Below are 22485 nucleotides of genomic sequence, written 5' to 3'. Positions count from 1 at the left end.
TAACCTGAGCTGTCAGGAGAATTAATCACTCACGGAAGACGCATAATCGTAGATGCACCCGCAATCGGGGAGGAGAAATGACGCGGGGAGGCCAGATTCGCTCGATGCGCGGCGGGATGGCCGCCAGCACCGCCAGCAGCAGAGCGATCGCTAATAGCGCCCCTTCAAACAGCATCGGCGGAACGGCCATCAGCGACTTGGCGCTGAGTTCGCAGGGGGAAACCGGCGCCTCGGCATTATCTGGGCCAGGTTGAGCGGATTGGCTGGCGGCCGTGACGTTCATCACCAACGCATGCATCCCCGCCATTCTCTGGGCGGTGCAGATCAGCACCACCAGGCAGGCAAGGAGTACAAGAAGAATGGCTTTGCGTTGTCGCTTAATCATGGTCGCCTCAAATATTCACGAGGCCTATCTTATCGGGCGAACGCGTTTTAGCAATGGTAAAGCTGTAAAGAAGTGTCTGGCGGATAAGTGATTTGCCCCCTCCCGGCCGGGAGAGGGCGGTTAATTACAGATTCTCGCCGTTGCTGGCGATGACTTCTTTGTACCAGTTAAAGCTCTTCTTGCGCGAGCGGGACATGTCGCCGGTGCCGTCGTCGTGTTTATTGACGTAGATGAAGCCGTAGCGTTTGCTGTACTGGCCGGTGGTGAAGGAGACGCAGTCGATGCAGCCCCATGGGGTATAACCCATCAGATCAACGCCGTCATAAGTCACCGCTTTTATCATCTCTTCGACGTGGGCGCGCAGATAATCGATGCGGTAGTCATCGTTGATGCTGCCGTCGGCTTCTACTTTGTCGTAGGCGCCAAAGCCGTTTTCCACGATAAACAGCGGCTTCTGGTAGCGCTCATACAGTTCGCACAGGGCGTAGCGCAGGCCAACCGGGTCAATCTGCCAGCCCCAGTCGGAGGCTTTAACGTGCGGGTTCGGCACGCTACCTTCGAAGCCGGAAATGGCATCGCCGGTGCCGCCTTCGGCTTTCACCGCGTTGGTCATGTAGTAGCTGAAGCCGAGATAGGCGCAGGTGCCTTCACGCAGGATCTGCGCGTCGCCGTCTTCCATCTTGATGTTGAAGCCGCGGCGTTCCCATTCATTCAACACATAGCTCGGGTAGTAACCGCGCAGCTGGACATCGGTAAAGACATAGCGTTCGCGCATCGACTCCTGGGCAAACATGACATCTTCCGGTTTGCAGGAGTAAGGGTAGAGGGCGACCATCGCCAGCATGCAGCCGACCTGCATTTCCGGGTTGATGCGCCGCGCCGCTTTCACCGCCAGCGCGCTGGCGACGAACTGGTGATGCAGCACCTGGTACATGGTCTCTTCCGGGTTTTCATGCTCGGTATAGACCACGCCGGAACAGCAGTAGCCGAACAGCGGCGCGCGCCAGTTACGCTGGTTATTGATCTCGTTAAAGGTCATCCAGTATTTCACTTTGTGCTTATAGCGCTCAAAGACGACTTCGGCGAAGCGCACAAAGAAATCGACCACTTTGCGGTTGGTCCAACCGCCGTACTGCTGTACCAGATGCAGCGGCATTTCAAAGTGGGAAAGGGTGATCACTGGCTCGATGTTGTACTTCAGCAGTTCATCAAACATGTCATCGTAGAATTTCAGCCCTTCTTCATTCGGCTGGGTTTCGTCGCCCTGCGGGAAGATGCGGGTCCAGGCAATAGAGGTGCGGAAGCACTTGAAACCCATCTCGGCGAACAGTTTGATGTCTTCTTTGTAGTGGCCGTAAAAATCAACCGCTTCATGGTTAGGGTAATATTTACCCGCCTCGACCTGTTGGGTGATTTCGCGCGGCACGCCGTGCGCCCCGCCGGTTAAAACGTCGCAGATGCTGGGGCCTTTGCCGCCTTTATTCCAGCCGCCTTCAACCTGATGCGCGGCGACCGCGCCGCCCCACAAAAAGTCTTTTGGAAGAGTCAATTTTTTCATCTTTGCTAATCTCTATGAATAACTATTGCGATTGAGTCTAGCAAAGCGAAATTGAATGTCACGATATAACAAATTCCGCTAAAAGTAATATGTTACATCGGAAAAACAGGCTGTTATTTTTAGCCGATTTTGCGCGCTAATTTACGCCCCAGGGTTTCGAGAATATATATCACCGGGATCTGCGTTGTAATATCGTAAACGCCGCCGATGCGCGTTTGCGGCACGTGCCAGGAGAGATTGAAATCAGCCAGTTTTGCCAGCCGCGAATGCTCATGGCTGGTAATCGACATCACCTTGCAGTGATGCAGACTGAACTGGCTGGCAAAGCGAAGAATCTCTTCGGTTTCGCCGGAGACGGAAAGCACAATCGCCAGCGCATTGCGGGCCATGTCATTGGTGACCGGGAAATAAGGATCGTCAATATGGTTGCTGAATTTCCCGACGTTAGAAAAGAAGCGAGCGCCATATTTCGCCAGCGCGCCGGAGGTGCCGGCGCCGACGAAAATAATACGTTCGGAGGAGAGAATAATATCGACGGCTTGTTCGAGCAATTGATCGAACTCATCGTTATTGACGCTTTTAAAAAAGCTCATTATTTCGCTGGCGCCGATATTTGCCTGTTGAGGCTCGTTCTGCTCAAGATATAATTTAAAGCGTACGCGAAATTCAGAGTAGCCCTCGCACTGCAGTTTGCGGCAGAAGCGCAACACGGTGGTGGTGGAGACCCCGGCGGCCTCGGCCAGTTCGCGAATAGTCATGTACATCACTTTGTCACGATTCTTAATGACGTAGTGGTAGACCATCATCTCAAGATTATTGAGACTGGCGACAGCGGCGTGGGAGAACATACTCACAGTGGCGAACTCACAATTCATAAAGACCAGGACGGAATTATATCATGCAGGCTAATGACATTACCTTTTTTCAGCGTTTTCAGGACGACATCCTCGCCGGGCGCAAAACGATCACCATTCGCGATGCGGCGGAGTCGCACTTTAAGCCCGGTGACGTGCTGCGCGTCGGACGCTATGAAGATGACGGCTACTTTTGCACTATCGCCGTTACCGCGACCTCGACGGTGACCCTCGACACGCTAACTGAACAGCATGCTCAACAGGAGAATATGACCCTCGAACAACTGCGGCAGGTCATCAGTGAAATCTATCCTGCGGAAGATCGGTTTTATGTTATTGAATTCAAACGCCTTTAAATAAAACCAGCACAACTGTTAGTTGAAATATTGTTGTAACACTATGATTTTAATGTGTTTACAAATATACATCGTTTTATTTTAGCTAACAGGTGTTCACTGGAATCATTCTCAGTTAACCTAAGTGGGCAATGAAAGCGTTCTTGTTTTCACGGAGTCAAAATATGGTTCGCAAACCATTAATCACTCAGGGATATTCTCTGGCAGAGGAAGTTGCCAACAGCATCAGTCACGGGATCGGGCTGGTGTTCGGTATTGTCGGCCTTGTGTTGCTGCTGGTGCAGGCGGTAGACACGAACGCCAGCGCGACGGCGATCACCAGCTACAGCCTGTACGGCGGCAGTATGATTATGCTGTTCCTCGCTTCCACGCTCTATCACGCTATCCCGCATCAGCGGGCGAAACAGTGGCTGAAGAAATTCGACCACTGCGCCATCTACTTGCTGATTGCCGGAACCTACACGCCATTTTTGCTGGTGGGATTGAATTCGCCGCTGGCAAAGGGGTTGATGATTGTCATCTGGAGCCTGGCGCTACTGGGGATCCTGTTTAAGCTGACTATCGCGCACCGCTTTAAAATTTTGTCGCTGGTGACCTATCTGACGATGGGCTGGCTGTCGCTTATCGTAGTCTATCAACTGGCGGTGAAGCTGGCGGTGGGCGGCGTAACGTTGCTGGCGGTTGGCGGGGTGGTGTACTCGCTGGGGGTCATCTTCTACGTCTGTAAACGTATTCCTTATAACCACGCTATCTGGCACGGTTTCGTGCTCGGCGGCAGCGTGTGTCATTTCCTGGCGATTTATCTTTACGTCGGCCAGTCCTGATCAAACTTCCACGGTGGCGCTGCGCTTACCGTGGCTACAATATTCTGCGGCCTGGTAGCCCGGCTGAGGCGCAAGCGCCGCAAGCCGGGAACTGTTCCTTAATCTTCTTCCAGCGAATACGGCAATGGCTTGATGCTCAGGCTGCCGGCATCGTCACGCACGCGGAACACGCTGTCCGGTTCCATATCGTTATTCATCACCACCTGGACCATCAGGCTTCCGTCATCCAACTGTACGGCTGCCAGCACCGTACCGGTGCGACGCCAGTTGTCGCCCATTTTCAGCTCCAGATCTTCCCCGGCTTCCGGCACCCGGCTGGCGGTACCCGCCAGCGTCCACAGCGCGCGTTTATTGGCGCCGCGGAATTTCGCCCGGGCGACCATTTCCTGGCCGGTGTAGCAGCCTTTCTTGAAGCTGATACCGCCCAACGCCTGCAGGTTGGTCGCCTGCGGAATGAACTGCGCGCTGTTTACGCTGTCGATAACCGGCAGACCGGCCTCGATGTTCAGCGCCAGCCACTGCTGACTGTTGTTAAGCTGCGCTTCGCCGCGCAGCGCGTCCGTCACCCGGTTGGCGGTGTCGGCATCGGTCACCAGCAGGAAGCGTTCGGCAGGGTGTTCAAACCACAGCAGGCTGGTCACGCCTTCGGTGACCACCGGTTTACCGGCATCCGGCAGCGCAGCGAACAGCGGCGCCAGCGCGGCGCGCGCCTGGAAACCGGCAACGCCCAGCAGGACCAGATCGTCGTTTGCGGCGATGGTGACTTTGGAGAAGACGGCATATTTTTTCAGTTCGGTCAGCTGCGCTTCGCGCAGGCTGCGGCGCTCAATCCACGCGAAACCGCCGTCGCGGTGGAAGACGCGCAGGTTGCTCCACATTTTGCCTTTGGCATCACAGTGCGCGGCAAGCAGATGCCGATCGGCGGTTAAATGGCTGACATCGGCGGTGATCTGCCCCTGCAGATACTTCTCGCCATCCGGACCGGTAATCGTCGCCAGCGCCCAATCATCCAGCGTCATCAGCGTTAACGGCAGACGAGCGGAAGAAGAGGGCTGACGCGGAGGAAAAGGTGTAAAAGCCATAGTCATATCCTGAATAGCTTAACGCAGAGTGAATGACTAATGGTAAAAGAGCTATGGTGCAATGCAAGCGCTTTCGGCAAGCCATTTGTGCCCTCCGGATGCGGTGAATAGCCAACCGGATGTTGGGCTTTTATGGAATGCTGCTCGCACAAGGCGATATTACTGTAAAGTAAGTGCCTAAAAAGGGTTAAACTAAGCTATATCTTGATGCTGGAAGGACAACATGGACATTAACAACAAAGCTCGCATCCACTGGGCATGCCGCCGCGGTATGCGCGAACTCGATATCTCCATCATGCCGTTTTTCGAGTATGAGTACGACACGCTCAGCGATGACGACAAGCGCCTGTTCATCCGTTTGCTGGAGAACGATGATCCGGATCTGTTTAACTGGCTGATGAATCACGGCAAGCCGGCAGATGCGCAACTTCAACGGATGATTAATTTAATCCAGACTCGGAATCGGGAACGTGGTCCTGTGGCAATCTGATTTACGTATTTCCTGGCGTTCGCAGTGGTTCTCGCTGCTGCTGCACGGGGTGGTGGCGGCGATAGTGCTGCTCATGCCCTGGCCGTTAAGCTACACCCCGATTTGGCTCCTGTTGCTATCGCTGGTGGTGTTTGACTGCGTGCGCAGCCAGCGGCGGATCCACGCCTGCCAGGGAGAAATTAAGCTGTTGATCGATTCCCGTTTACGGTGGCAAAAAACGGAATGGGATATCGTCGGGACGCCATGGGTTATCAGCAGCGGTATGCTGCTGCGCCTGAAGCATGCGGAAACCGGCCGTAGCCAGCATTTGTGGGTGGCGGCGGATAGCATGGATGCGGGAGAATGGCGGGATTTGCGCCGGCTGGTGCTGCAAAAACCGGCGCACGACTAACTCAGGATCAGGCGAAGTGCTCCGCCATTTCGCCGAGGATCTGCTCGCACCAGTTCTGGATGCGCTCATCGCTCAGGTCGTATTGATTGGTTTCATCCAGCGCCAGGCCGACAAACAATTGGCCATCGGCGATAACCGGTTTCGGGCTGGTGAACTCATAGCCCTCGGTTGGCCAGTAGCCGACAAACTTCACGCCTTTGGTCGCCAGCTTATCGTGCAGCATCCCCAGTGCGTCAAGGAACCATTCGCCGTAACCAAGCTGATCGCCCATGCCGTACAGCGCGACGATTTTGCCATTCAGATCTAAGGCGTCGAGCTGTTCCCAGACCGCTTCCCAGTCTTCCTGAATTTCGCCGAAATCCCAGGTCGGGATGCCGAGGATCAGAACATCGTACTGGCTCATCAGCGCGGGGGAGTCATCTTTCAGATTATGCAGCGTCACCAGCTCGGGGCCGATGATATCGCGGATTTTTTCCGCGGCCATTTCGGTGTAGCAGGTACTGGAGCCGTAAAAAAGACCTATATTCATCGCGTAAACGTCTCAATTCTTGCCGTGAATTGCGCCCAGTGTACCAGAAAGGCGGCCTCTTAAGGCATAATGAGGGTGTATAACGAACAAAGAGGCCGATGTGAAACAGGATCTGGCACAAATTGAACAGTTTCTCGATGCCCTTTGGCTGGAGCGTAATCTGGCGGAGAACACGCTCAGCGCCTATCGTCGCGATTTGACGATGTTAGTGGAGTGGCTGCATCATCGCGGGCTGTCGCTGGCGAGCGTCGGCAGCGACGATCTGCAGGCGCTGCTGGCCGAGCGGCAAACCGGCGGCTACAAAGCGACCAGTACCGCGCGGCTGCTTAGCGCCGTGCGCCGCTTCTTCCAGCATTTGTACCGGGAGAAAGTCCGCCCGGACGATCCCAGCGCGCTGCTGGCTTCGCCGAAGCTGCCGCAGCGGCTGCCGAAAGATCTCAGCGAGGCGCAGGTTGAGCGTCTGCTGCAGGCGCCGCTGGTGGAGCAACCGCTGGAGTTGCGCGATAAGGCGATGCTGGAAGTGCTGTATGCCACCGGCCTGCGCGTCTCCGAACTGGTTGGCCTGACGATGAGCGATATCAGCCTGCGACAGGGCGTACTGCGGGTCATTGGTAAAGGCAACAAAGAGCGGCTGGTGCCGCTGGGCGAAGAGGCGGTGTCATGGGTAGAAAATTACCTTGAATACGGCCGCCCGTGGCTGCTGAACGGTGTGGCTTCGGACGTGCTTTTCCCCAGCCAGCGCGCGCAGCAGATGACGCGCCAGACCTTCTGGCACCGCATTAAACACTATGCCGTACTGGCGGGGATCGACAGCGCGAAGCTCTCCCCGCACGTCTTGCGTCATGCGTTCGCCACACATTTGCTCAATCACGGTGCCGATTTACGCGTGGTGCAGATGCTGTTAGGACACAGCGATCTCTCCACCACGCAGATCTACACCCACGTGGCGACCGAACGTTTACGACAACTTCATCAACAGCATCACCCGCGGGCGTGAGTGCTGAATAAAAGGACTGAGTATGAAAAAAGGTTTATTGATGTTCACCCTGCTGGCGGCTTCACTCTCCGGCGCGGCGCATGCCGATAGCGCGGCGATCAAACAGTCGCTGGCGAAACTGGGTGTGCAGAGCACCGATATTCAACCGTCGCCGGTTTCCGGGATGAGCACGGTGCTTACCGACAGCGGCGTGCTGTACGTCACTGACGATGGCAAACACATTATTCAGGGACCGATGTACGACGTCAGCGGCGCGCAGCCGGTTAACGTCACCAACCAGTTGCTGGTCGGTAAGCTGAACGCCTTAGCCAAAGAGATGATTGTCTATAAAGCGCCGAAGGAGCAGCATGTCATTACCGTCTTTACCGACATCACCTGCGGCTACTGCCATAAACTGCACGAGCAGATGAGCGACTATAACGCGCTGGGGATCACCGTGCGCTATCTGGCCTTCCCGCGCCAGGGGCTGCAAAGCCAGGCCGAGCAGGATATGAAAGCGATCTGGTGTGCGAAAGATCGCAATAAAGCGCTGGATGACGCCATGAACGGTAAGGGCGTACAGCCGGCGAGCTGCAATGTGGATATCGCTAAACACTACACGCTTGGCGTACAGATGGGCGTCAACGGTACCCCGGCGATGGTCCTCAGCAATGGTATGGTGCTACCAGGTTATCAGGGGCCGAAAGAGCTTAAAGCTTTCCTCGACGAGCATCAAAAACAGACAAGCGGTAACTGATTCGCGTGAAACAACAGATACAACTACGCCGCCGCGAGGCGGTTGACGGCGTCGACCTTCCCGCCGACCTGCCGCCGCTGCTGCAGCGGCTGTATGCCAGCCGCGGCGTGCGCAGCGCGCAGGAGCTGGAACGCGGCGTCAAAGGCATGTTGCCATGGACGCAGCTTACCGGCGTTGAAAAGGCCGCTGAGATGCTGCATGACGCTTTCCAGAAAGGGCTACATATTGTGGTGGTCGGCGATTTTGACGCCGATGGCGCCACCAGTACCGCCCTTAGCGTGCTGGCGCTACGCGCGCTGGGCTACGGCAACGTCTCCTATCTGGTGCCGAACCGTTTTGAAGACGGCTACGGCTTAAGCCCGGAAGTGGTCGATCAGGCGCACGCGCGCGGCGCGCAGATGATCATGACCGTCGATAACGGCATTTCATCACATGCCGGCGTCGATCACGCCCATGCGCTCGGCATCCCGGTGCTGGTGACCGATCACCATCTACCGGGCGATACGCTGCCGGCGGCGGAAGCTATCGTTAACCCTAACCTGCGCGATTGCGACTTCCCGTCAAAATCGCTGGCCGGGGTTGGGGTGGCGTTTTATCTGATGCTGGCGCTGCGTACTTTCCTGCGAGATAACGGCTGGTTCGAGGCCCGCGGTATCGCCGCGCCAAACCTTGCCGAGCTGCTGGATTTAGTGGCGCTGGGCACCGTTGCGGACGTCGTGCCGCTGGATGCCAACAACCGCATCCTGACCTGGCAGGGGTTAAGCCGCATTCGCGCCGGGAAATGTCGGCCAGGGATTAAAGCGCTGCTGGAAATTTCCAACCGCGATCCGCAAAAGCTTGCCGCCAGCGACCTTGGTTTCGCCCTCGGGCCGCGCCTGAACGCTGCGGGGAGACTGGATGATATGTCCGTCGGCGTCGCGCTGCTGCTGTGCGATAACATCGGCGAGGCGCGAGTGCTGGCCAACGAGCTCGATGCGCTCAATCAAACGCGTAAAGAGATTGAGCAGGGGATGCAGGCCGAAGCGCTGACCCTGTGTCAGAAACTGGAACGTAGTAGCGAGACCCTGCCCGGCGGGCTGGCGATGTACCATCCGCAATGGCATCAGGGGGTGGTCGGCATCCTGGCATCACGGATTAAAGAGCGCTTCCATCGCCCGGTTATCGCTTTTGCGCCTACCGGCGACGGCACGCTCAAAGGTTCTGGCCGCTCTATTCAGGGGCTGCACATGCGCGATGCGCTGGAGCGCCTTGATACGCTTTATCCTGGGTTAATCCTGAAGTTTGGCGGCCACGCGATGGCGGCGGGCTTATCGCTGGAAGAGGCGCGTTTTGAGGAGTTTCAACAGCGCTTCGGCGAGCTGGTGACCGAGTGGCTGGATCCCGCATTATTGCAGGGCGAGGTGGTTTCCGATGGCCCGCTGGCGGCCGCGGAGATGAGCATGGAAGTGGCGCAGATGCTGCGCGATGCCGGGCCATGGGGGCAGATGTTCCCGGAACCGCTGTTTGATGGCCGTTTCCGCCTGCTGCAGCAGCGGCTGGTGGGCGAGCGTCACCTGAAAGTGATGGTCGAACCGGTTGACGGCGGGCCGCTGCTGGACGGTATTGCCTTCAACATCGATACTTCCATTTGGCCGGATAACGGCGTGCGTGAAGTACAGTTAGCCTACAAGCTCGACATCAACGAGTTCCGCGGCAACCGTAGCCTGCAGCTGATCATCGATCACCTCTGGCCAAATTGACAACAGTGTATTAATAAGGGCGCGAATCCGGTAGAATTCCGCTCTTATCACCGCATTTTGACAAATCCATTAAAAGAAACCGACCATGTTTGAAATAAATCCGGTAAAAAACCGCATTCAGGACCTCACGGAGCGCTCCGACGTTCTTAGGGGGTATCTTTGACTACGATGCGAAGAAAGAGCGTCTCGAAGAAGTAAACGCCGAGCTGGAACAGCCGGACGTCTGGAACGAACCTGAGCGCGCACAGGCGCTGGGTAAAGAACGTTCTTCCCTGGAAGCTATCGTCGAAACGCTGGATCAGATGACCCAGGGTCTGGAAGATGTCGCCGGACTGCTGGAGCTGGCGGTAGAAGCCGAAGACGAAGAGACCTTCAACGAAGCGGTTGCCGAGCTGGACGGGCTGGAAGAGAAGCTGGCGCAGCTTGAGTTCCGCCGCATGTTCTCCGGCGAATATGATAGCGCCGACTGCTATCTTGATATTCAGGCCGGTTCCGGCGGCACCGAAGCCCAGGACTGGGCCAGCATGCTGATGCGCATGTACCTGCGTTGGGCGGAAGCGCGCGGCTTTAAGACCGAAATCATCGAAGAATCCGAAGGTGAAGTCGCGGGCATTAAATCCGTGACCATCAAAATCATTGGCGATTACGCCTACGGCTGGCTGCGTACTGAAACCGGCGTTCACCGCCTGGTGCGTAAGAGCCCGTTCGATTCCGGCGGCCGCCGTCATACCTCCTTTAGCTCGGCGTTCGTATATCCGGAAGTTGATGACGATATCGATATCGAAATTAACCCGGCCGACCTGCGTATCGACGTATACCGCGCCTCCGGCGCCGGTGGTCAGCACGTTAACCGTACGGAATCCGCGGTGCGTATTACCCATATCCCGACCGGGTTGGTGACGCAGTGTCAGAACGACCGTTCGCAGCACAAGAACAAAGACCAGGCCATGAAGCAGATGAAAGCGAAGCTTTATGAGCTGGAAATGCAGAAGAAAAATGCCGAGAAGCAGGTGATGGAAGATAACAAATCCGACATCGGCTGGGGCAGCCAGATCCGCTCTTACGTGCTGGACGACTCGCGTATTAAAGATCTGCGCACCGGGGTGGAAACCCGCAACACTCAGGCGGTGCTCGATGGCAGCCTGGACCAATTTATCGAAGCAAGTTTGAAAGCAGGGTTATGAGGAACCAACATGTCTGAACAACAAGCACAGGGCGCTGACGCGGCAATTGACCTTAATAATGAACTGAAAACCCGTCGTGAGAAGCTGGCTGCGCTGCGTGAGCAGGGCGTCGCATTCCCGAACGATTTCCGTCGTGACCATACCTCTGACCAACTGCACGCTGACTTCGATGCCAAAGAAAACGAAGAGCTGGAAGCGCTGAATGTCGAAGTGGCCGTTGCTGGCCGCATGATGACCCGTCGTATCATGGGTAAAGCGTCTTTCGTTACCCTGCAGGATGTCGGCGGCCGCATTCAGCTGTACGTCGCCCGCGATGACCTGGCGGAAGGCGTCTACAACGATCAGTTCAAAAAATGGGATCTCGGCGACATCATCGCCGCCCGCGGTAAGCTGTTCAAAACCAAAACCGGCGAGCTGTCCATCCACTGCACCGAGCTGCGTCTGCTGACCAAAGCCCTGCGCCCGCTGCCGGACAAATTCCACGGCCTGCAGGATCAGGAAGCGCGCTACCGTCAGCGTTACCTCGATCTGATCTCCAACGACGAATCCCGTAACACTTTCAAAGTACGTTCGCAGATCCTGGCTGGCATCCGTCAGTTCATGGTTGGCCGCGGCTTTATGGAAGTGGAAACCCCGATGATGCAGGTGATCCCAGGCGGCGCTTCCGCGCGTCCGTTCATCACCCATCATAACGCGCTGGATCTGGACATGTACCTGCGTATCGCGCCGGAACTGTACCTCAAGCGTCTGGTGGTTGGCGGCTTCGAACGCGTTTTCGAAATCAACCGTAACTTCCGTAACGAAGGGATCTCCGTTCGCCACAACCCAGAGTTCACCATGATGGAACTCTATATGGCGTATGCGGATTATAAAGATCTGATTGAGCTGACCGAATCCCTGTTCCGTACTCTGGCGCAGGACATCCTCGGTAATACTGCCGTGCCTTACGGCGATCAGACTTTCGATTTCGGCAAACCGTTCGAAAAACTGACCATGCGTGAAGCCATCAAGAAATACCGTCCAGAAACCGAGATGGCGGATCTGGATAACTTCGATTCCGCGAAAGCGATCGCTGAGTCTATCGGCATCAAAGTTGAGAAGAGCTGGGGTCTGGGCCGTATCGTGACCGAGATCTTCGAAGAAGTGGCGGAAGCGCATCTGATCCAGCCGACCTTCATCACCGAATACCCGGCAGAAGTCTCTCCGCTGGCCCGTCGTAACGACGTGAACCCGGAAATCACCGACCGCTTTGAATTCTTCATCGGCGGCCGCGAAATCGGTAACGGCTTTAGCGAGCTGAACGACGCCGAAGATCAGGCGCAGCGCTTCCAGGATCAGGTTGATGCGAAAGCCGCCGGTGACGACGAAGCGATGTTCTACGACGAAGACTATGTCACCGCGCTGGAACACGGCCTGCCGCCGACCGCCGGTCTGGGCATCGGTATCGACCGTATGGTGATGCTGTTCACTAACAGCCACACCATCCGCGACGTTATTCTGTTCCCGGCGATGCGTCCGCAGAAATAATCGCTTCTCGCGAAAAGTAAAAAACCCGGCTTGCCGGGTTTTTTTATGTCTGATGTCAAGGTTCGTCGCTGGCGTAGCCTGGGTCTTTAATGCTCGTCACTCGCGGTTACGCACGTAAACGCGCGACAAAGTCTATTAACGCCTGACGCGCGTTTTTGTTTTGGGCTTCCAGTACCATCCACGGGCTAAAGGCCCACGGGGTAGCGGCCAGCGCGCTTAACATTTCCGTCAGCTCAACCCACTGATAACCCATTACTTCATCATCATTCGGTTGCAGCTCGCTGACCACGCGTGCGGCAAAAACCGGGCACACTTCGTTTTCGACGATGCCATTCGGTGCGACGGCGCGGTAGCGGAAGGCCGGATGGACGGGGGCAATATCAGCGATCTCGACGCCCAGTTCGAAGCGGCAGCGCCGGGTGACGGCCTGCTCGAAGGTCTCGCCCTGTTGCGGATGTCCGCACACCGAGTTAGTCCACACGCCGGGCCAGGCTTTTTTGCTAAGCGAACGGCGCGTGACCAGGAACTGGCCTTGCTCATTGAACAACCAGCAGGAAAATGCGAGATGCAAAGGGGTATCGAGCGTGTGGGCGGCATACTTCTCCAGCATACCTGTGGGTTTATCTTGCTCATCCAGCAAAATGACGTGTTCCCCGGCCATGACGACTCCTGAAAAAAATAAATGACCCGGCACAAACCCGCCGGGTCATGTACTCAGGCCACTAGGGTAGCCCATAAATGGGAGAAAGGCATTACCAAAACAAGCCCTGGTAGCATGTTGGCGACAGGGAAAAGCTTGATGTTACAGATGCGCAACCCGGTCGCTACCATCAGCAATCCACCGGCGCAGGAGAAATCCGCCATCATTGACGGGGTGATCATCGGCAGAATAAACACCGCCAGCATCGCCAGCGCCACCTGAATAACGATCTGCGGGATAGCGATGGTCATCACCGCGTAGCCCAGCAGGGTTGCGAATATCCCGGCGGTGAACAGATCGAGGATCGTTTTAATGTACAGGATCGACGGATCGCCGCTCATACCTTCGGTCATGGCGCCGAAAATACCGGTACCGCTGGCGCAAAACAGCACCAGGATAGCGACGAATTTTTCGGTGAATTCTTCATGACCTAACCCCTGAACGGGCGGCAAAACTTTATTAATCAAGCCACGTGTTGAACCCGCCGCGCTGCCGATGCGTTTTTCCAGATGCAGCAGTTCGCCGAGGAAAGCGCCGAGTACCATTGCCAGCACTACCGCCGGCATATATTTCACCTTCAGCACCAGGGTGATGCCCAGGCCAACCGAACAGAGACCAAAGGTCATCGGTAGCGCGGTTTTGACGCGTTCCGGAAGTTTGCCTCCGGCCATTGCGCCGATCAATCCGCCGATAATCACGGCGGAACCATTTACATATGGACCAATTAACATTGCGAGTTCCTGTTACGCGTAATGCAGCGCGCCTTCACCCCAGCGCGGGATGTTATTGACCTCAAGGTCAAAGAGGTCGAGCGCGCGGTTCACGCTATGGGTAATAATGTCATCTGCGCTTTGCGGGCGTTGATAGAGCGCCGGAACCGGTGGAAAGATGATGCCGCCCATCTCGGTAACCGCCGCCATATTGCGTATATGGCCGAGGTTGAGCGGGGTCTCGCGCGCTAACAACACCAGCCGACGGCGTTCCTTCAGCACCACGTCCGCCGCGCGGGTGAGCAGATTATCGGTGAGACAGTGGGCGATAGCGCCCAATGACCGCATTGAGCAGGGGGCGACTAACATCCCCAGCGTTTTAAACGATCCGCTGGAGATAGATGCGCCCAGATGGTTGATAGGGTGTACCACGTCAGCCAGCGCCATCACTTCGTCTAAGCGGTAGTCCGTTTCCAGCTCGCAGGTCTTTTCCGCGCCTTTGGAGACCACAAGGTGCACTTCTACCGCCTGCGGCCGCAGAAGCTCCAGCGCTTTGACGCCGTACTGGAATCCGGAAGCGCCGCTAATGCCAATGATGATGCGTGGTGTCATGGTATTTGCCCTTATTCGAAATCCGGCAGGAAACGTTTTACATCAACCGCTTTGAACTTAGAGCGCTCAAAGTTGTGCTTCAGATGGAACGGTACGGTGCAGTCGAAAATGGTTTTACACGACATTCCCTGCTGCAGAATGCTGGGGCTGTATTCCGGCACCTGCGACGGGTCGAGCGGATGGCAGCGTACGCCAGGGATCACCACGGTATCGACATCGCCCTGGTAACGGGTTTGCATCGCCCATAGCACGTCGTCGCTATCGAAAATATCAACATCTTCATCTACCAGAATAACGTGTTTGAGTTCCGGGAAGGCGGAGAACGCCAGTAGCGCAGCCTGGCGCTGGCGGCCTTCATCGGCTGGAGACGACTTTTTGAATTGCAGCACCGCGAGCAGCTTGCCGCCGCCTGCCGAGTGGGCGAAGACGTTGAGCAATTTGCCCGGCATGGCGCGTTCTACCATATCGAGAATACTGGCTTCGGTCGGGATCCCGGCCATGTTGACATGTTCTTCGCCTGGCCCGACGGTGGTGCGCCAGATGGGGTTGATACGATGGGTAACCGCTTTAACTTTAATGACCGGAATCGCCTCTTTGGCTTCGCCGGTATAGCCAGGGAACTCCGGCATGGCGCGGCCGGTATTGGTGTTTTGATCTTCACGCACGCGTACGTTCGGCAACAGTTCGCCTTCGATAACGATTTCGGCGTGGGCGATGGCTTTTTCATTAATGGTTTTACACTGCACCATCTCCACCGGATGGCCGCGCAGCGCGCCGGCGATACTTAGCTCATCAAAGCCCAGCGGGGTGGTCGGCGGTTCAAAGCAGGCGGCGATTTCGATAGCCGGGTCCACGCCGATACTAATCGAGATCGGCAGCGGCTGTCCCGCCGCTTCCGCCTTCATGCGGAAGGCATCGATATGGCGGCCCGGCGTCAGCCACATTGAGAGTTCATCGCGGCTCTGTACGCACAGACGATGAATGGTGATATCGGATTCACCGGTTTGCGGGTCGGAGGCATAGCACAGGCCCATGGTGATATACGGGCCAGCGTCTTCTTCGGTGTTGGTTGGCGCAGGCAGCAGCTTGCGTAGATCGAAATCATCATCGCTTGCGAGGTGAACCACTTCCTGGCATACCGCCGCGCCCTGCACCATGGTCGGGGCAATGGCATTTTCAACGGAGTCTTTCAACAGGTGACCCAGTTTCGCCGGTTCGCACTGCAGGAACTGGCTGACGCGCTGGCGTGAACCGTTCAGACCGATGGCTACGCTAATGTCATTGAAGCCCTTAATATTGTTAAATACCATCACCGGGCCGTTCTTACGCGTCGGACGCTGGCAGGTACCGCCGGCGCCCACGTAGCGATAAACGCCGGAGAGCTCGGCGTGGGGATCGACTTCAGTATCGGTTTCAACATACTCGCCAGGTAGCGTTTTTAGTAGCGCCAGGGCAGAGCGTAAATCATGCACCGATGACGGCGCTTTTTTATCTGAGTGTGCCATGAGTGTTCCTTTGGGAAAGCAATTTTGCTAACCGCACAATATTTTTGTTCGTTTAATTAAACAAATACCGTTTACCGGATGGTCAGTAGATCAAAAAGGTTTAATTTAAAAAGCTGTTAAGAAATGATTAATTAAAATGGAGGGATTGCCGCGGCTTTTTATTTGATTCCATTAGTGCAATACTGACCTGCAGATAAAGAGGGGTTAGATAATGGATCTGAAACGCTTACGCTATTTTTGCCGGGTGGTCGAACATGGCTCGGTTAGCCAGGCGGCGAAATCGCTCAACATGGCGCAGCCGCCGCTCAGTAAGCGGATACAGGAGCTGGAAGAAGAGCTGCAGGTGTCGCTTTTTGAACGCCGCGGCAACCGTATTGAACCAACGGAAGCAGGCTATTTTCTTTATCGTAAGGGTTGTGAAATATTACGCCAGGTGGAAGATACCGCCAGGGAAACGGCCGATATTGCGCAAAAGACCCGTGCGGAAGTGCGCGTTGGCTTAACTCATCTTTATCAAAACTATTTTCAGCCTTTATTAATGGAGCTCTATCGGCGAAATCCAGAAACGGCAATAAATATCTCGGTGACCGATTCAAGTCATCTGGAAACGTTATTAAATGAAGGCGCTATCGACCTGGCCTTAATACAGCGGCCCTACCGTAGTGAGGGTTTCGATTATGTCTCCTTTGACCCGATAAAATTGGTAGCCGTCATTAATAAAAAATGTCTGCCGCAGCCGCCGTCTAATCCCTTCGATTATAACGCGCTGGCGAAGATGCCGTTGGTGCTGCTTCACCGGGCGAAAGATTCCGGCACCTATGAGATGCTGATGGATCTGTTTCGTAAATCCGGCGTCAGTGCGAAGGTGATTATGCATATTACCCAACCAGGGGTGATCCTCGACTGGCTGGAGGGCGGACTGGAAGCGGCGACGTTGTTGCCATCCTCGGAAGTGAATGCTGAAAAACTGCCTCATTGCTATGTGGTTGATGTCTTCCCCTCGCCGCAGATATTTTATCCGGCGCTGGTGAAATTACCGTCAATGTCGTATCTCCCGGCGTTGATGGATATTATCGCCGGAGGTTATCCATTTAACGCGCCGAAGGGAGTAGAGGTCGTAGAATAAGCGTAGAACATTGGGGATCGTCCATCGGGCTGGTATGATATTCGCCCATGACGCCGAGATGAGAAACCGTTGAGTGCAGGACGCCTGATGAAAACACGCTTTTATATCGCGATGATGCTGCTTGGTAGCCTGGTGTTAGCCGGCTGTTCCAGTACATCCGATTCTGGTTCCACCTATACCGTGAAGCGCGGCGATACGCTGTATGCGATCTCCCGTAGCACTGGCACCAGCGTACGCGATCTGGCGCGCCTGAATAACATCTCTCCGCCATACACTATTGAAGTCGGACAGAAGCTGAATCTTAACGGCGGTTCGAAAGCAAAAAGCAGCACCGCCGGGAAAAAATCCTCCAGTACCCGCACAGCCTCCGTAACGCCATCATCGGCGGTGCCGCAGTCCTCATGGCCGCCGGTGGGGCAGCGCTGCTGGCGCTGGCCGACCAGCGGTAAGGTGGTGATGCCGTACTCCACCCGCGATGGCGGCAATAAAGGTATTGATATCGCCGGTACCCGCGGCCAGCCGGTTTACGCCGCCGGCTCCGGTAAGGTGGTCTACGTCGGCAATCAGCTGCGCGGCTACGGTAACCTGATCATGATTAAGCATAACGAGGATTACATCACCGCGTATGCGCATAACGATAAGATGATGGTTAATAACGGCCAGAGCGTGAAGATTGGCCAGCAGATTGCGACCATGGGCAGTACGGACGCCGATTCCGTACGGCTGCATTTCCAGATTCGCTATCGCGCCACGGCCATCGACCCGCTGCGTTATCTGCCGCCGCAAGGCAGTAAGCCTAAGTGCTAAAAGGTTATTTTATCAGCAGTTAGCCCAATCCGGGCTTGCCACAGGGTGCGTAAGGTCTATAATGCTTTTCGCACCTCTTCGCGGGCGTAGTTCAATGGTAGAACGAGAGCTTCCCAAGCTCTATACGAGGGTTCGATTCCCTTCGCCCGCTCCAAATCTTATTTCTAATCAATAAGTTAGATTATTCAATCAGTTACGTTGCTCTGCTTTACAGGTACAACTTAAACTACCCATTGTACTACGCCCGCACCTGTCGCGTGATTGGTCTGTGGTACAGGGGAGCATATCTTCACACTGGCAGTCGTTCCATCGTTCATACCGCGACAGTACAACAACGAACAAAAAGCCGCATACCTGGCATAACTCCCGAACAGATTGATCACACGCATTTAAGCCCGACGTGTGGCCTTGTGGCTGCGTAAACAGGTGAATAGTGGTAAACGTACCTGCACACGATATGCAGGTTCTGCCAGCGCTTCGCTCACGCTCCGAAAGATACACGAGCACCCTGATAAGGTGTGATCCTTCTGACAATCTGATTTGATCACTGATGACTTTCGCAAAGCGAAACCAACCAGGTTGGCCTGATGAAGTCGCTACGCTTGTTGCTTGTACCACTAACGGGGCGTTATGGCTTCTATTGTCTGAAATCTGATACATTGCATAAACATCATGTGGATTGCTGTAAAATTCATCAGTATGATTGCTTGCACAATCAGCGATTGGGAAAGCACTTCTGGAAGATAAGGGACGAGACGATATGAAAGTGACTGATGAGGCTTTGTTACGTTCAGGGTTTACGCAGCCTGAATTGCAGAAGATAAAAAGCAATATTGAAAAATATGGAGGAACGCTTGGAGAGGCCATAAATGACCTCGCCAGGCGATTTGTTACCTTGGCGGGAGTGGTGGCTGTGTGTGCCTTAATCCTACTGCTACTTATCGTCTTCAGCTCACCTGATAGAGCATTTGCATGGGGGCTGGCGATGATCTTTGGGGCTGCCATTATGTTCTTTGCACAGCCGCCGGTAATTTCCTATAAATCCTGGCGTTACCGAAAAACTATCAAGGATTAACTGGTTCCATTTTCTGTTGTCAATAGATCGAAAATCACTTTTGCTTTAACACCATACCCGACAATCTTCATTGTTAGCTTAGGAGTGTTCATTGTGCTGACTTTGCGATAGTAATCGTGTGGAAGCCAACGGAATAATCTCCAGGCTCCAGTTTTTCGAGCGAGACCTACAATGCTGTACACACTGGCACCAAGAGTAACACCATTATAGAGAGCCAGGCCCGTGTTAGGATTAAATCCCATGAACTGGGCCGTATGCATCGCGGAGTCAGCAATGATGCCTTGCGAGGGTTTATGTCCTGCTGGCTGATCAAAGTTGAGCACTTCTTTCGTTAATCCGTTCATTCCATCGGCAATCAGGACTGCCCCAGCCAGCATACCAATCGGCCCCATAGTGGATAACATCATAAAGCCACCAAAGAGAACCACGCCTGATAGCACCACATTTACAGCGGATATAACATAACCGACGATTTTATTGTTTTCCCTGACAAACTCGACCTTTGCATAAAGTTGGGCGGCTCTGGTTCTTAACAGGCGTTCTTGTTCTTGCAGATTATCTGTTTCGGCACGCAGATTTTTGATGCATGCAATGCATTCTTCATCGGTTTTGGCCCGTCGTGCAGTTTCAAATTCTTTATCTACAACCTGTTTTATCTCTTCGACAAACTTGATTCGTGTAATACCATCTTGCAAATAGAATGCTGACAGTCGGTTTGCTGTTTCGACGAGTTTCCGGGCTTCAAGATTCACCATGGTATCTGACCATGTTCTGTTCCAGCCCCTGTTGAGCAGCGCAATATCCATTAAAGACTCCTTCCCAAAATGTGTCTGGTCATTTTACGTGCAGTAAGGTCGAAGACAACAGGAAATGCCTTTCCCAACGTCTGATTTTAGCGGAACGAACACATAATCAAACTCGGAGACTCCACATGGTAATTCTCTATTTTTATTGTCCGACGTTTCAAACGTCCTGGAGTACGGGCAGGACTGCGAGCGCGTCACCAGTGTAATAAGCAATGTCCCATCAAGCGGAAGCTAGTACAGGCTGCGTTTAATACGCAGACTTAACGCTGACGATTCTGTTATGTCGTTCCGTGAATGGAAAGAGGCGAACGGAATTGGCCGTAAGACCCACACCTGCCGCGCAGAGACTGAGCAATGGCTAAATAAAGAGCCTGCTCGTTATATTGAGCCACTGCCGCCAGACTTCCCCGGCGTTCGCCTGGACGATGCCACATTGAAACCGCGCGAGCACGCCGTCCCCGAATCGACAACCGGACAGAATGCTTTTCTCAAAGCCTGCCGCGAGTTCCTGATTTGCGATGATTCCATCCTGAAAAGAATCTGCTAAAGCTGGGCGCTGACTCTATGACCGATCATCCGTGGCGATTCAGAGAGATACATCAGGTCATCCTTAACCCGACGCATATCCAGAAGGTGATTAATCCGCGAAGTGATTCATTACGCAGGCAAAGCGGGGTGAAAAGTTATCGCCAATAAGAACCGTTTCCTCATTCAGCCGCTTTAACATATACAGCTTGTCGGCACGTTCGTAAGCGTCGAAGAAAAGATAATCGACAGCGTCCGTTGCTTCATCATCGGGGGATTTTTCGCGTCCCTCGGGAGTGAGCATGAAAACGCCGGCAGTATGTCCAAGCGGACGAGCATACCGAAAGAACAATTTTCGGTTTACAGCAAACTCGCCGTCATCGCTTTTGAGCTTTCCTTGCACTGATAATGAAAGGTGCCCGGAGTTGTAGCTGGTAATCAGCATGATTCCGTGGAGTTCCTTTTTGGTATTCTGGATGTCGAGTATCGACGTGAATTCCGAGGAGCAGGAAAAACTGATTTCTTGTTTTTTAGCATTCCCAGTGATAATCAAATAAGCGATTGCTGCCAGCCCAATAATGACGATTACGACTGACCAGAGTAAAAAAGAGTGATCGCTTTCCTGCTTCATATCATTCCTCATGATGGCGATACTGGCTGATGCAATGGTAATAGCCGAGGTTGAGGCCGCATTCAGCGGCAAACGACCAATCAACCAGGTTATGGTTGCTCGCCCAGGTATTAAGATACAGATCTTTAGGGTGCGAGCAGTTGGGGCTAATCCCCACGGACTTGAAAATATCCAGCGCTTTCTTTTCGCTTATCGTGTCTGTGAGGGCATTTCCTAATATATGTACACGGCATTGCTCGTAGTCGATGGTGCGCAAGATAGCCGCGTCCGTCATGGCGATATGATTGGGTATCCATGTTAACCACGCTGTCGCCAGCACGGCGATGCTGGTAATTAACGCTGTGATAGCGACAGGCCACCGGTTTGGTTTCTTTCTCCTCGGCGTCGATGCAACATAGGCAACTCTGGCGGCCGTTTGCGCGTCTTCCATTTGCTGAATATTGATATTGACGTCGCCCATCCGAAATCCAATACGAGGAATGGTAACGATGAGTTCTGCAGGATGACCTGTTGACGTAATGGCTTTACGCAAAAATGAAATGTGCTGGTTAAGATTCGCATCCGTAGCTCTGGCGCCATTCTGCTGAAAAACATTCAGCAGAATTTCATCGCGCGAAGATATCTCTTTACCATTTTGCAACAAATAGAGCAGTAATTGTGTGGCCACATTATTCAATGTAGCTATTTCACCAGATGCCACGTCTTTTAGGGTATTTTTAAGTGGTCTGAAAACTAAACCATCACCAATAATTACGGATTTAATTTTGTTTATTGGTATATGAGAAATCACTGATGTCTCCTTTAAAGCAGGATATCTCGCATTCGAGTGGGGGAAGCAACAGCATAACATAATTCATTTATAAAAAGAGGTTGTGCCATAGATCGCTTTATTATCATTTACATAACAATATTTTAATATTCTTTATGTCATCATTCATTCTCCTTCCTTTCTTTCACTATCTTATTGTCAGCACTCACTTTTGGTATCCCTTTCAATTTTTAAAAATATTTTATAAATATATTCTGCCAGTTATCTGTTCTAAATTAAAAAATAGTTGATAGTTAAAAACTCTATAAAAACTATAAATAATAGACATTAACACTGTTAGTTGCGTGTTTTTTGGCTGATTTTTAGGTAAAAGATCGATCTGCAGGCGGGAAAGCAACACGATTTCCTGAGTTTGATTGATTCCGTATTTTGGCATTGTGTCAATTTTTCGTCGACTTAATATAAGCCCCGAAACAGCGTAAACGACTGTGGACGGTATTTCTGATGGAATACCAATGAACTTCAAAATACGGTGCGGCTTGAGATGGATTGTTTGCAAGGATATGC

24 protein-coding genes, 1 tRNA gene and 1 pseudogene are annotated in these 22485 nt (G+C 53.7%); 14 read left to right on the top strand and 12 right to left on the bottom strand.

Annotated elements, in window-relative coordinates; genetic code table 11:
* Positions 1-25 precede the first annotated feature (25 nt).
* From PGQ95_RS01335 to PGQ95_RS01325, 3 genes are all read right to left on the bottom strand, one after another.
* Positions 26-385: a copper resistance protein gene (locus PGQ95_RS01335; RefSeq protein ID WP_015369786.1), complete on the bottom strand. Its 360-nt coding sequence runs from the start codon at positions 383-385 to the stop codon at positions 26-28.
* Positions 386-509: 124 nt separating this feature from the next.
* Positions 510-1943, bottom strand: coding sequence for a 6-phospho-beta-glucosidase BglA (gene bglA / locus PGQ95_RS01330; RefSeq protein WP_032712496.1), 1434 nt, complete (start codon positions 1941-1943; stop codon positions 510-512).
* A gap of 119 nt (positions 1944-2062) precedes the next feature.
* On the bottom strand, positions 2063-2791 hold the full coding sequence (locus tag PGQ95_RS01325) for a MurR/RpiR family transcriptional regulator (RefSeq protein ID WP_087859751.1): 729 nt from the start codon (positions 2789-2791) through the stop codon (positions 2063-2065).
* A 50-nt stretch (positions 2792-2841) separates the two neighbouring features.
* On the opposite strand from PGQ95_RS01325, the gene yqfB reads away from it, so the two are divergent.
* Positions 2842-3153, top strand: coding sequence for a N(4)-acetylcytidine aminohydrolase (yqfB, locus tag PGQ95_RS01320; RefSeq protein ID WP_015369789.1), 312 nt, complete (start codon positions 2842-2844; stop codon positions 3151-3153).
* A gap of 164 nt (positions 3154-3317) precedes the next feature.
* Positions 3318-3977: a PAQR family membrane homeostasis protein TrhA gene (trhA, locus tag PGQ95_RS01315; protein ID WP_008806429.1), complete on the top strand. Its 660-nt coding sequence runs from the start codon at positions 3318-3320 to the stop codon at positions 3975-3977.
* A gap of 98 nt (positions 3978-4075) precedes the next feature.
* Here the strand turns inward: trhA and ygfZ are convergent, their stop codons facing one another.
* The gene (gene ygfZ, locus PGQ95_RS01310) at positions 4076-5059 is read right to left on the bottom strand and encodes a tRNA-modifying protein YgfZ (protein WP_087859750.1); all 984 of its coding nucleotides are present in this window, start codon (positions 5057-5059) and stop codon (positions 4076-4078) included.
* Positions 5060-5282: 223 nt separating this feature from the next.
* On the opposite strand from ygfZ, the gene sdhE reads away from it, so the two are divergent.
* Both sdhE and PGQ95_RS01300 read left to right on the top strand, forming a co-directional pair.
* Positions 5283-5549 carry an FAD assembly factor SdhE gene (gene sdhE, locus PGQ95_RS01305; RefSeq protein ID WP_015369791.1) on the top strand — a complete coding sequence of 89 codons (267 nt, stop codon included), beginning with the start codon at positions 5283-5285 and terminating at the stop codon, positions 5547-5549.
* Complete coding sequence (locus tag PGQ95_RS01300) at positions 5530-5940, top strand: protein YgfX (protein WP_015369792.1); 411 nt, start codon at positions 5530-5532, stop codon at positions 5938-5940. Before sdhE ends, PGQ95_RS01300 begins: the two co-directional genes overlap by 20 nt.
* A 7-nt stretch (positions 5941-5947) precedes the next feature.
* Here PGQ95_RS01300 and fldB read toward each other — a convergent pair whose 3' ends face one another.
* The gene (gene fldB, locus PGQ95_RS01295; protein WP_015369793.1) at positions 5948-6469 is read right to left on the bottom strand and encodes a flavodoxin FldB; all 522 of its coding nucleotides are present in this window, start codon (positions 6467-6469) and stop codon (positions 5948-5950) included.
* A gap of 100 nt (positions 6470-6569) precedes the next feature.
* On the opposite strand from fldB, the gene xerD reads away from it, so the two are divergent.
* The 5 genes from xerD to lysS all read left to right on the top strand — a co-directional run bounded on the left by xerD (position 6570) and on the right by lysS (position 12652).
* Positions 6570-7466, top strand: coding sequence for a site-specific tyrosine recombinase XerD (xerD, locus tag PGQ95_RS01290; protein ID WP_015703420.1), 897 nt, complete (start codon positions 6570-6572; stop codon positions 7464-7466).
* A gap of 22 nt (positions 7467-7488) precedes the next feature.
* Positions 7489-8202, top strand: a complete 714-nt coding sequence (gene dsbC, locus PGQ95_RS01285; RefSeq protein ID WP_087859749.1) for a bifunctional protein-disulfide isomerase/oxidoreductase DsbC — start codon at positions 7489-7491, stop codon at positions 8200-8202.
* Between the two features lie 5 nt (positions 8203-8207).
* On the top strand, positions 8208-9941 hold the full coding sequence (gene recJ, locus PGQ95_RS01280; RefSeq protein WP_430916769.1) for a single-stranded-DNA-specific exonuclease RecJ: 1734 nt from the start codon (positions 8208-8210) through the stop codon (positions 9939-9941).
* Positions 9942-10026: 85 nt separating this feature from the next.
* A protein-coding gene (gene prfB / locus PGQ95_RS01275) for a peptide chain release factor 2 (RefSeq protein ID WP_096335406.1) occupies positions 10027-11125 on the top strand; the annotation gives its coding sequence in 2 pieces (ribosomal slippage) (positions 10027-10101 and positions 10103-11125; 1098 coding nt in all).
* Positions 11126-11134: 9 nt separating this feature from the next.
* Positions 11135-12652, top strand: a complete 1518-nt coding sequence (gene lysS, locus PGQ95_RS01270) for a lysine--tRNA ligase (RefSeq protein WP_015369798.1) — start codon at positions 11135-11137, stop codon at positions 12650-12652.
* Between the two features lie 106 nt (positions 12653-12758).
* On the opposite strand, the gene idi is transcribed toward lysS, so the two are convergent.
* From idi to PGQ95_RS01250, 4 genes are read right to left on the bottom strand one after another with little or no spacing between them, the layout of a single operon-like run.
* A complete protein-coding gene (gene idi, locus PGQ95_RS01265; RefSeq protein ID WP_087859747.1) occupies positions 12759-13313 on the bottom strand; it encodes an isopentenyl-diphosphate Delta-isomerase in 555 nt (184 codons plus the stop codon).
* A gap of 53 nt (positions 13314-13366) precedes the next feature.
* Positions 13367-14083, bottom strand: coding sequence for a DUF554 domain-containing protein (locus PGQ95_RS01260; RefSeq protein ID WP_004144724.1), 717 nt, complete (start codon positions 14081-14083; stop codon positions 13367-13369).
* Between the two features lie 12 nt (positions 14084-14095).
* Positions 14096-14674: a UbiX family flavin prenyltransferase gene (locus tag PGQ95_RS01255; protein ID WP_045359429.1), complete on the bottom strand. Its 579-nt coding sequence runs from the start codon at positions 14672-14674 to the stop codon at positions 14096-14098.
* Positions 14675-14685: 11 nt separating this feature from the next.
* Positions 14686-16179: a UbiD family decarboxylase gene (locus tag PGQ95_RS01250; RefSeq protein ID WP_015369801.1), complete on the bottom strand. Its 1494-nt coding sequence runs from the start codon at positions 16177-16179 to the stop codon at positions 14686-14688.
* A gap of 211 nt (positions 16180-16390) precedes the next feature.
* Here PGQ95_RS01250 and PGQ95_RS01245 point away from each other — a divergent pair, with 211 nt between their 5' ends.
* From PGQ95_RS01245 to PGQ95_RS01230, 4 genes are all read left to right on the top strand, one after another.
* Complete coding sequence (locus PGQ95_RS01245) at positions 16391-17305, top strand: LysR family transcriptional regulator (RefSeq protein ID WP_101705733.1); 915 nt, start codon at positions 16391-16393, stop codon at positions 17303-17305.
* An 87-nt stretch (positions 17306-17392) separates the two neighbouring features.
* Positions 17393-18112: an amidase activator ActS gene (gene actS / locus PGQ95_RS01240; protein WP_430916767.1), complete on the top strand. Its 720-nt coding sequence runs from the start codon at positions 17393-17395 to the stop codon at positions 18110-18112.
* 80 nt (positions 18113-18192) lie between these two features.
* Positions 18193-18266 (top strand) — tRNA-Gly (locus PGQ95_RS01235).
* Between the two features lie 606 nt (positions 18267-18872).
* Entirely contained in the window at positions 18873-19187 is a 315-nt protein-coding gene (locus PGQ95_RS01230; RefSeq protein ID WP_113373009.1) for a hypothetical protein, read from the top strand.
* On the opposite strand, the gene PGQ95_RS01225 is transcribed toward PGQ95_RS01230, so the two are convergent.
* Positions 19184-19993 (bottom strand): DUF4225 domain-containing protein, encoded by an 810-nt coding sequence (locus PGQ95_RS01225; RefSeq protein WP_430916765.1) that lies wholly within the window; start codon positions 19991-19993, stop codon positions 19184-19186. The genes PGQ95_RS01230 and PGQ95_RS01225 overlap by 4 nt on opposite strands.
* Positions 19994-20197: 204 nt before the next feature.
* On the opposite strand from PGQ95_RS01225, the pseudogene PGQ95_RS01220 reads away from it, so the two are divergent.
* Positions 20198-20534, top strand: a pseudogene (locus PGQ95_RS01220) (DEAD/DEAH box helicase); the annotation flags it as partial.
* Positions 20535-20630: 96 nt separating this feature from the next.
* On the opposite strand, the gene PGQ95_RS01215 reads toward PGQ95_RS01220, so the two are convergent.
* Both PGQ95_RS01215 and PGQ95_RS01210 read right to left on the bottom strand, forming a co-directional pair.
* Positions 20631-21149, bottom strand: a complete 519-nt coding sequence (locus PGQ95_RS01215; RefSeq protein ID WP_045391971.1) for a hypothetical protein — start codon at positions 21147-21149, stop codon at positions 20631-20633.
* A 1-nt stretch (position 21150) separates the two neighbouring features.
* A complete protein-coding gene (locus PGQ95_RS01210) occupies positions 21151-21939 on the bottom strand; it encodes a winged helix-turn-helix domain-containing protein (protein WP_430916763.1) in 789 nt (262 codons plus the stop codon).
* Between the last annotated feature and the right edge of the window lie 546 nt (positions 21940-22485).

This window comes from Klebsiella sp. 141240 (genome assembly GCF_050600805.1).
Lineage (GTDB): Bacteria > Pseudomonadota > Gammaproteobacteria > Enterobacterales > Enterobacteriaceae > Klebsiella > Klebsiella aerogenes.
The sequence above is the reverse complement of the archived record's forward strand: the minus strand, read 5'-3'. Positions and strand labels throughout refer to the sequence as shown.